Here is a 9,019-nt window from a genome sequence, read left to right as displayed (position 1 = left end):
TTTTTTTAAAAAAACGACTTTTTGTGCGGTGATTGTTGATGTTTGCTATCACCATCGAGAGTATCTTGGAACTGACGTAGCAAGTCTTTTTGCTCACGAGTTAAGTTCACCGGCGTTTCAATAACGACACGGCAAATCAAATCACCTTGCATCGTTGTGCGTACAGGTGTGACGCCTTTACCGCGTACACGTAACAACTTACCACTTTGCGTACCTTCAGCAACTTTGATTTTTACCTTACCATCTAAAGTTGGAATTTCAACTTCTTTACCAAGTGCTGCATCGGTGATGCTAACAGGCACGTCCATATACAAATCTGCGCCCTGACGGGTAAAGACGTTGTGCGGTTTGACGCGTACTTCAACATACAAGTCGCCATTTTGCACGCCTGCTCCGCCCGCTTCACCTTCGCCAGCCAGACGTACGCGATCACCATCATCTACCCCTGCTGGAATAGAAACTTCTAGCGTACGTGACTTTTCTTTGACGCCATCACCATGACAATCGGGGCAAGGGTTTTTGATCTGTTTACCCGTACCACCGCAATGCGGACAAGTTTGCTGCACAGCAAAGAAACCTTGCTGCATACGAATCTGACCTTGACCATGACAGGTCTGACAAGTCACGACATCAGAGGCATCTTTTGCGCCTTTACCATCACAAGTATCGCAAGGAGCTGGTGCAGTAAAGCTGATCTCTTTTTTGCAGCCACGTACCGCTTCTTCTAACGTCAGCTCGATTACATAACGCAGATCAGAGCCACGGCGCGAACGTCCACCGCCGCCACCGCGTGACTGACCAAAGATATCACCGAAATTCCCAAAGATATCACCGAAAATATCTTGGAAGTTACCCGCGCCTGCACCGCCAAAGCCGCCACCGCCCATACCATTCTCAAAGGCTGCATGACCCATACGATCATAGGCAGAGCGTTTGTCTGCATCGCTTAGGACTTCATAAGCCATCGACGCTTCTTTGAATTTGTCTTCTGCTTCAGGGTCATCAGAATTACGGTCGGGATGATACTTCATTGCCAGCTTACGATATGCACGTTTGATCTCTTTGCTGTCTGCAGTCTTATTAACGCCTAATACTTCATAAAAATCACGCTTACTCATGGGCTCTCCTCTCGTCATTACAGTCACGCCAACTGGCAAATTCATCAACCCACTTCCTAATTTTTACAACTAGGCATCCGCAGATGTTTCACATGAAACATAAGCTGTATAATAAAAGTGTAGGAAGTATATGAAAATTGCGAGTTAATACGGCGATATGCTGTTTTAACCAAATCAATTAATATAAGTTTGCGCTATTAATGGAGACCATAAGTTGATTTATCAAGTTGCGAATTATTAAATTCTTGATTGCTGTATCGATGTTTATCTAATCAGTACTCAGACAGCAAACCTACGTAACATTTTCATACTTTTATTGACCAAAGTCATGCTAGTATTTATCGCCATATTGATGCTTGTATTTAGTCCGCAAAAAGGTAGCCCACTCTATGAAAAAGCTCATGACACTGCTGATATTATTGGTAGTCATTGTAGTAGCCATTTATGCAGGTTCGCCTTATTACAGCGCCTATCAGCTCAAAAATGCCTATGATGACAAAGACGGGGCGACTATCGCTGCTGCCATCAATTATGAACAAGTACGGCCCAGTATAAAGACGCAACTGACTAATAGATTCGCCGATACAATGAATCAGTATCCATTGGTTGCAGAGCTTGGCGGTGAACCTCTGGCAAAAGCTGCCAATAGTTTTATTGTGCAGGCAGTAGATAGCGCGATCACACCGCAAAATGTTGAGAGACTCATCAATACTCAAGGCCAAGCTAATACGGCGACCAAAGAGCTTGCTGCGGCTTGGGCAATCTCTAGCAATCAAATCGATCTCAAAAACCTTATCCAAGACTTGATTATACATCGCGGTGATGTCGATATCGTAGTCAAACAACAAGTGCAGCAAATGATGAATCAGCAAGCTGCGCAGCTAGAGCAGCAAGCAGCACAAGGGACAGACAGTGACAAGCCAACATTAAGCTATTGCGGTCTTAATTGCTTTAACATTAGTGGACAAATCAAAGGCTACCCAATTACTATAAACATGCAGCGTGAAGGCTTTATTGAATGGAAAATCGTAGATGTCGTGCTCCCATAAGTAATTCAGTTCTATCATAAACGCTGTTACAAACCATATAAAACCGCCCTATAGACTCTGTTTATAGGGCGGTTTTTATTACTAATAAATCTATACCAATCAACTTTACGTAGCTGATTGTCTTGAAGAAGAATGTCGGAGCTATCTATTTTACTCCTAAGAACTCTAAAAATTCAGGACTCTCAAAACTGGCTTGATAGAGCACTCCATCTTCACGGTAAATAGCAGGCGTAGCCATGACCGCCAAGCCAGCTGCCTTTTCGCGATTCGGTGTTACATAATCTGCGCTACAGCTGGCTGGTGCAGGCGTCATCTCGCCCGCTAACATTGCTTTATCAAAAGCCTTACGACGACTACTTTCATCTGCTTGACACCAGATACCGCGCATCTGCGCCGGTGATTGCTCGTATATCGGATAGCCAATGATTTTTACGGTTACGCCCTTTGCATTGAGCATCGGTAGTTGTTGATGCAGTCTGCGGCAATAAGGACAGTTGACATCGTCAGCCACATAGATAACGGCTCTCTCAGCGCTAGTTGCCGGATAGGTTATGAGTTGTTTGTCATCTAAGGTTTTAAACACCGACTGGTTTTTACGCTTTTCAAACTCTTCATCCAGCCCTGTAAACTGTCCATTCTCAATGACGGATATCTCACCATCGGTAATATATTGCGCGTCATCGGATAATAAAAACGGCACGCCCTCTAAAGTCGCGCTCCAAAGCACGCCCGGTACCGCGGTATAAAAGAACGGTGTTTTGGCACTCATGTTTTTAAGCTCGTTCATATTAGCAAGTACAGCCGATTTGACCGCAGCGCTCACAGGCATACCTACTTGCGCACTCTTACTACGCGCTGGAGTATCGGTCACGACACGCTTGCTTGGGTTCTTTTGTAGCTCGCCTTGAATGACGTATTTACCATCTTCAGTAATATGTAGTGGCGGTTGACCAGCCAGATCAACTTGATACATGTTAGGTAAGTTAGATGGCGAAATAGAAGTGATCTGCGTCTTAATACCAGCTTGGGTCAGCACTTGGCGTAGCTGACTATCAACAGCTGCACTAACATCTCCAGCTGCTGGCGTATTCTGTGTGTTTTGGCTAGTGTTTTGGTTGGCACTTTTGCTTACGGAGTTAGAAACCGATGGCTCGGCACAAGCGGTCGTCGCTAACAATATGGCACTAATAAGACTAGCAAATTTTAATACAGGTCGTTTCACAAGCGTTGTCCTATCAAATTCGTAGTAGATTACTGAATCAAAACTTCTAATTTCTTTTAATCAAGGTTCTTCAGTTAATTTTAAAAGAAACTATATTTAGAAGACTATATTAAAAACAGTAACACTATGTAAAAAAGTAGATTAATGAAGCTGAGACTGTAGCACATTGACTAGTTTTGATAAGCGCTCAGCGTTTTATTTTGCAAAACTGCTACCCAGCTTTAAGAGACAGGCAACATCAGCAGTCAGACGACCGATATGGTGTCTGCTACTGATAGTTGTTTTGGGTAACGGGTTTTTTACGAGTGGATTTTGGATAGAGTATGAGGCAACTTTTCTGCTGCATAAAGTTTAGAATTTTGCGACTTCTTCTGCTGTCAAAAAGCGGCTATCCCCTTTATCCAGACCTTCTAGCGTAATATGGCCGATACTAGCGCGGTGTAGCTCAACAACCTTATTACCAAAATAGCCCATCATGCGTTTAACTTGATGATACTTACCCTGCTCTAGTGTCAGACGAGCATGGGTTTCATCGATGAATTCAAGCGTCGCAGGTTTGGTCGGCTCGTAATCCCCTTCTAGTAAAATACCTTCAGCGACCTTTTTAATGGCTTTTTCTTGTGCATCGCTGTCCATCGGATCCGCTAAGGTCAACTCGTAGACTTTTGCGTGCTCGTGTTTAGGGCTGGTGACACGGTGTAGCCAACCACCATCATCACTCATCAGTAACGCACCAGTGGTATCCACATCGAGGCGTCCAGCGATACGTAAACTGCCCAATTCTGGTACTGCGATCAGCTCGGTGACGATAGGATATTCTTTGGCTTTTAATGTACATTCAAAGCCTTCTGGCTTATGCAATAGAATATAACGATTGCCTGTCGCCACTGACAGAGGTTCGCCTACCCACATGACATCATCATTAACGATATCGACATGTACACCAGGGTCTTTAATGACTTCGTCGTTGACAGTGACTTCGCCTGCGTGCAAAATCTTTTTGGATTCTTTACGCGACAGTTCCGTGGCTTTACTAATAAATTTATCTAAACGCATGCTATTTGCTACCATTAGTTTTGTTATAGTGAGGCAAGTTTAACATATCCCATCTAAACCTAGGTGTATCATCAAAACAATATAGACGCTAAAAACGAAACTGTGATATGGGCTGACGTGCTACTGAAAATAATTTTTCCTTGCATGCTGTGCCTACGCAGACAGAGGCTACGCAAAATTTATTTTCAGTAGCACTATGTCTAATTTCAGATTGGATTAATTATATGAGTTATCATACCTTGCAAAAAGCTGTTACTGCCAGGCTGGAGATTAAAAAGTCTGAATTTATCGCTTATGCTCATCCGGTCGATTCACGTGAGCAAGCAATGTTTCACGTGGAACAGCTGCGCGAACAATATCCTGATGCGCGGCATTGGTGTTGGGCTTATATCATCGGTGATCCTGATAATACAACGAGCGCAGGCTTCGATGACGATGGAGAGCCCAGCGGTACAGCAGGCCGCCCAATCTTAAACGTCTTACAGCACAAGTCTATCGGTAACGTTATTATTATCGTGGTGCGTTATTTTGGTGGTATCAAACTGGGTGCTGGCGGCCTGACTCGCGCCTATGCAGGCTCTGCACAAGCGGCCGTTGATGAGATGATACTGCGCCCTTATGTACCAATGGCACAAGTACAGATACTGGCAGAGTTCGCTACTGAAGCGCAATGTCGCTATATCGTCGAAAGTCTAAACGGTAGTATTGATGATGTGTCTTATAGCAAGCAGGTTACGTTAACCGTGACCATTGCTGAACAAGATATTGAAACGTTAAAAGAGCGACTGGCGATGGATGGACGGGTGCTAAATAAATCATAGAACATGAACAATTTTTAGTAATCATGCGTTCACGATAAATCATTGGATTTAACCTGGCCGAACGTTATGATAAAACACTGTTTAATAACGACTTGATAAGATTAACTTATGCCAACTTCAAAACTTTCAAACACTGCAAAGTCTTCAAATACCGCAAAACCGTTTGCACCCACTCCTTTTAAGCCGCCATTTTGGCTGACCAATCCACATCTGCAAAGTATCTTACCTAAGTTTTTAGCGCCAGAGGTACCAAAGTATCGGCGCGCAGTCAAGCAAGACTCGTTATGTGAGACAGACATTGCTTATGACTTCTACGATGCGCATCCCATAGAGGCAACTGACGACGGTACGCTTGAGCAAACCCCTTTAGTGGTGCTATTCCACGGCATGGAAGGCAGCAGTGACAGTCATTATGCACGAGCCATGGCGTATCAGATGCATAGCGAGGGCTGGCACTTTGTAGTGGCACACTTTCGCAGCTGCGGCGGTATTCCGGCTAATGGTCGCGTCTTTTATAATGCTGGCGACACCGAAGAGGTGCATCATATGCTCCAGAATTTACGTGAGCAGTATGCACATATCTATGCGGTAGGCGTCTCACTAGGCGGAAATGCACTGGCAAAATACATGGGCGAATATGGCGATGATGCGCTATGTGAAGGTGCTGTGGTAGTCTCAGCTCCTGTCGATATGTCGTCGGCTGCACTCAGTATGCATAGCTTTTTGAGCCATCGTATTTATACGCCGTATCTGCTCAATCCAATTATCAAAAAAGCCTTATCGAATGACATAAGCGAAGAGGAAATCGCCTCTATTAAGGCCGTCAATCGTATCAGCGATTTTGATGATATCTTTACCGCGCCGCGTCATGGCTACCGTTCTAACAATCACTATTATTATACTGCCTCCGCACTGCCGCATCTTATCAACGTTACTCATCCGCTACTGCTGATTAGCGCCAAAGACGATCCGTTCCTTGGCTTTACCGCCACACCAAACGATGTGTCTGATAGCGTCACTATTTTGGAGACTGAGCACGGTGGACATATTGGTTATTTGCGTTATCGCTCAACAAGCAAGCAGAGTGATACGGTAAGATTAAACGCTAAGCAATCGAAAAAGAATGGTAAAAAAACCAAGACTTCAAAATTCGATATCAATTGGATCCCTGAGACCGTTAGCGCCTTCTTTCACTCGATTGGCATTTCGTCTAACGATATTTCACTTGATAACACTTCAAATAAAAATACTTCACCTAACAATGCTTCTAATGAATAATAATTTAATAAGTCATAATCCTAATCCTTAAACTACTGAGAATCTGTCATGTATCCATTTTTTCGTTATGCTAAATCTATCACTAAGGCTGTCATCGCTCACCAAAAAGGCGCTCAACTAGACTTAGCAGATACCAGCGAGATTGAGATTCGTTGTAGCTTGACAGATATTGATAATTTTTTAGAGATGAATAATGGTCGCGTGCTGACCTTGTTTGATTTGGGACGTACTGACTTTGCCATTCGTACTGGTCTTGGCAAACAATTATTGCATAAGCGTTGGGGGCTGGTCGTAGCTGGCAGCACCGTACAATATCGCAAACGTATTCGCGCTTTTGATAAGGTCACTATCAAGACGCACGTCGCTGCTATCGATGAGCGCTGGATCTACGTGGAACAATCAATGTGGGTAAAAGGCCAGCCTTGCTCGTCTGCCCTATTACGAACGGGTGTCACTAGTAAAGGTCGCGTGATTGAAACTCAAGAAGTACTGGATGCGATGGGCAAATCTGATTGGGATATGCCGCCGACAGGCTACGTAGCCGAGTGGATTGAGAGTGATGATGATCGTCCGTGGCCGCCTTTAGGTTAGGCTAACTGTAAATTTATTTTTGATAATCTGTCACAGCCAGTTAACCTTAAGACTACTGTTCTATAACATTACATTATATAAATACATATAATAAATGTTAGGATATTAGTGAGTAGAATATTCAATTGGATATTAATTAATGACTAAGTAAACACAGTCTAATAAGGAGAATAAAATGGTTAATAATACGGATTATGTAGGTACGCTGTTTGATAATAGTGAATCAAACCCGAGCAAAATTACTTTAGCCTTTACAATGGCAGGTGTCGCACTTAAAAAAGGGCACTCTGCAACCGTTATATTGATGGTAGATGCAGTACACCTAGCATTGCCTAATGCTTTGGATAACGTCGATATCGGCGCACCATTTGATCCTGCTAAGGATTTGCTAGAAGCCTTTATAGAGAAAGGTGGTAACGTATTGGTCTGCGGTGCCTGTATGAAACACGGCGGTGTGGAAGAGTCAGACATCGATAAGCGCTTTACTGTCATCAGCGGCGATGATGTGGTTGAGCTGTTGATGAATGCGAAGGGATCTTTGCAGTTGAACTAAGCGTTTAAGCTAAGTAAGTAGTTTATAAAAATAGGTCAGTTTTCTTAGTCATCTTTTTGATGGTTTGGAGGCTGACCTTTTTTTGATGCTATTATTTAACTACAAAACCGTAGTCAAATGTCTTAACTACAATCTTGTAGTAAAAACTCACCTTTTCTATTTAGAAACTAAATACACATTATCTAACATGCAAGCCGTCCAGCTTTGCTAAAGTAAGTCATGTAAAACGCCTAATAAAATAAACAGGAAGCCCGTCATGACCTTACTTAACACCTTTGATTTAACCTACCCTATCGTGCAAGCACCTATGGCAGGAGCAACCACGCCTGAGCTGGCGGCGACAGTCAGTAACTTTGGTGGATTGGGGTCATTAGGGTCCGGCACGACGGCGCCAGATGTTTTGGATAAGCAAATTGACACTATTAAATCGCTCACCGATCGCCCTTTTATGATCAATCTGATGGTGTTGTCTGAGCATGATTCTAGTACGTTGGACAGCGAGATTCCTGCTTGGCTAAGCCAGTATTATAAACAGCAAAATATTGAAATAGAGTTACCTGCACGCCCAGCGCTTAGGTTCGCAGACCAGCTACAAGTGCTCTATGACAATCCTGTTCCTGTCGCCAGTTTTACCTTTGGTATTATTAGCGCCGAACAAGTGCAGCGCCTGCAAAGTCTAGGCACACGCGTCATCGGTACCGCCAATCATCCATTGGAAGCAAAAGCTTGGGCGGATATTAGCGCAGATGCAGTATGCGTGCAGGGGGTAGAAGCTGGTGGCCATCGCGGTGGTTGGTTGCCACAAAGCGCAAACGATCCAATGGGATTATTGACGCTGATTAGTCAGACGCGGGCTTGTACCGATATTCCGTTAATCGCGGCCGGCGGTATTATGACCGGGCAAGCTATCAAGGCGATTCAAACGGCAGGTGCTGAGCTGGCGCAAATAGGAACGGCATTTTTGACCACAGATAAATGCGGCATTAATGATATTTATAAACAGGCGCTACTCGATGCCAGTCAAGATAAACGCAGTTCTGAGACCCGCTTAACAAGACTGTTTTCAGGTAAGCAGGCACGCGGCTTATTAAATGATTATCTGCGTAATTTTGGCCAATTTGAGAGCGCACATGAGCTACCACCTTACCCACAATTAAATGCCATGACCAAAGACCTGCGTGTGCATGCGAAAAAGAACCTTGATGCAGAACACCAGTCTTTATGGGCAGGACAAGGAGTCGCTTTGGCCAGACAAGAAAGCACGACTGAGTTACTAAAGCGACTGGTAAAGGATTTGTAATTGCTATAGCCAAAAAAAAGAAACACCAGAC

General features: G+C 43.9%; 9 protein-coding genes. 6 read left to right on the top strand and 3 right to left on the bottom strand.

Annotated features, from left to right (window positions below):
* Positions 1–5: 5 nt before the first annotated feature.
* A complete protein-coding gene (gene dnaJ / locus PENNN9_RS00485; RefSeq protein ID WP_058367823.1) occupies positions 6–1,118 on the bottom strand; it encodes a molecular chaperone DnaJ in 1,113 nt (370 codons plus the stop codon).
* A gap of 389 nt (positions 1,119–1,507) precedes the next feature.
* Between dnaJ and PENNN9_RS00480 the strand changes: the two genes are divergently transcribed.
* The gene (locus PENNN9_RS00480; RefSeq protein WP_058367822.1) at positions 1,508–2,167 is read left to right on the top strand and encodes a DUF2939 domain-containing protein; all 660 of its coding nucleotides are present in this window, start codon (positions 1,508–1,510) and stop codon (positions 2,165–2,167) included.
* Between the two features lie 145 nt (positions 2,168–2,312).
* Here the strand turns inward: PENNN9_RS00480 and PENNN9_RS00475 are convergent, their stop codons facing one another.
* Together PENNN9_RS00475 and PENNN9_RS00470 are read right to left on the bottom strand one after the other, a co-directional pair.
* Positions 2,313–3,389, bottom strand: a complete 1,077-nt coding sequence (locus PENNN9_RS00475) for a disulfide isomerase DsbC N-terminal domain-containing protein (RefSeq protein ID WP_058367821.1) — start codon at positions 3,387–3,389, stop codon at positions 2,313–2,315.
* Between the two features lie 351 nt (positions 3,390–3,740).
* On the bottom strand, positions 3,741–4,445 hold the full coding sequence (locus PENNN9_RS00470; protein WP_058367820.1) for a pseudouridine synthase: 705 nt from the start codon (positions 4,443–4,445) through the stop codon (positions 3,741–3,743).
* A gap of 224 nt (positions 4,446–4,669) precedes the next feature.
* Between PENNN9_RS00470 and PENNN9_RS00465 the strand changes: the two genes are divergently transcribed.
* The 5 genes from PENNN9_RS00465 (at position 4,670) to PENNN9_RS00445 (ending at position 8,988) form a co-directional block, all read left to right on the top strand.
* On the top strand, positions 4,670–5,266 hold the full coding sequence (locus PENNN9_RS00465) for a YigZ family protein (protein ID WP_058367819.1): 597 nt from the start codon (positions 4,670–4,672) through the stop codon (positions 5,264–5,266).
* Positions 5,267–5,374: 108 nt separating this feature from the next.
* A complete protein-coding gene (locus tag PENNN9_RS00460; protein WP_058367818.1) occupies positions 5,375–6,544 on the top strand; it encodes a YheT family hydrolase in 1,170 nt (389 codons plus the stop codon).
* 48 nt (positions 6,545–6,592) lie between these two features.
* On the top strand, positions 6,593–7,135 hold the full coding sequence (locus PENNN9_RS00455) for an acyl-CoA thioesterase (RefSeq protein ID WP_058367817.1): 543 nt from the start codon (positions 6,593–6,595) through the stop codon (positions 7,133–7,135).
* A 175-nt stretch (positions 7,136–7,310) separates the two neighbouring features.
* Positions 7,311–7,688, top strand: coding sequence for a DsrE family protein (locus PENNN9_RS00450; RefSeq protein WP_058367816.1), 378 nt, complete (start codon positions 7,311–7,313; stop codon positions 7,686–7,688).
* Between the two features lie 256 nt (positions 7,689–7,944).
* On the top strand, positions 7,945–8,988 hold the full coding sequence (locus PENNN9_RS00445; protein ID WP_058367815.1) for an NAD(P)H-dependent flavin oxidoreductase: 1,044 nt from the start codon (positions 7,945–7,947) through the stop codon (positions 8,986–8,988).
* Positions 8,989–9,019 lie beyond the last annotated feature (31 nt).

Origin of the sequence: Psychrobacter sp. ENNN9_III (assembly GCF_001462175.1) — a bacterium.
Lineage (GTDB): Bacteria > Pseudomonadota > Gammaproteobacteria > Pseudomonadales > Moraxellaceae > Psychrobacter.
Note: the sequence above shows the minus strand (reverse complement) of the source record. Positions and strands in the feature narration are given on the sequence as shown.

Coding starts and splice junctions, on each gene's coding strand:
- PENNN9_RS00455 (WP_058367817.1), top strand. CDS start 6,593: ATGTATCCATTTTTTCGTTATGCTAAATCTATCACTAAGGCTGTCATC.
- PENNN9_RS00465 (WP_058367819.1), top strand. CDS start 4,670: ATGAGTTATCATACCTTGCAAAAAGCTGTTACTGCCAGGCTGGAGATT.
- PENNN9_RS00470 (WP_058367820.1), bottom strand. CDS start 4,445: ATGCGTTTAGATAAATTTATTAGTAAAGCCACGGAACTGTCGCGTAAA.
- dnaJ (WP_058367823.1), bottom strand. CDS start 1,118: ATGAGTAAGCGTGATTTTTATGAAGTATTAGGCGTTAATAAGACTGCA.
- PENNN9_RS00450 (WP_058367816.1), top strand. CDS start 7,311: ATGGTTAATAATACGGATTATGTAGGTACGCTGTTTGATAATAGTGAA.
- PENNN9_RS00445 (WP_058367815.1), top strand. CDS start 7,945: ATGACCTTACTTAACACCTTTGATTTAACCTACCCTATCGTGCAAGCA.
- PENNN9_RS00460 (WP_058367818.1), top strand. CDS start 5,375: ATGCCAACTTCAAAACTTTCAAACACTGCAAAGTCTTCAAATACCGCA.
- PENNN9_RS00480 (WP_058367822.1), top strand. CDS start 1,508: ATGAAAAAGCTCATGACACTGCTGATATTATTGGTAGTCATTGTAGTA.